The sequence below is a fragment of the Phormidium sp. CCY1219 genome (genome assembly GCF_055795085.1).
The window spans coordinates 1-245 of record NZ_JAYFEQ010000152.1; the positions used below are offsets into that span (position 1 = coordinate 1).

Genomic DNA, 245 nt, shown 5'->3' on the forward strand with positions numbered 1-245 from the left:
GACATGGGAGACAATCGCAATATCCGCCTGACTTACGACCGAGGATTGTTGGAAATTATGACTCCCTTGTTAGAGCATGAAAACCCCAAAGAACTGATAGCCGCTCTTGTGGGTGTTGTAGTCGAGGAGTTGAATATAGAAATCGTTCGATCCGGTTCGACTACCCTAAATCGCGAAGATTTAGCACGCGGTTCCGAACCCGATTCGGCATTTTATATCCAGAATGAACCCCGGGTGAAAGGCAA

1 protein-coding gene is annotated in these 245 nt (G+C 47.3%); it reads left to right on the forward strand.

Annotated elements, in window-relative coordinates:
- Nucleotides 1–245 (forward strand): Uma2 family endonuclease (locus tag AC0QH1_RS00790; RefSeq protein WP_324628820.1); only part of this gene is annotated, 245 nt, incomplete at both ends.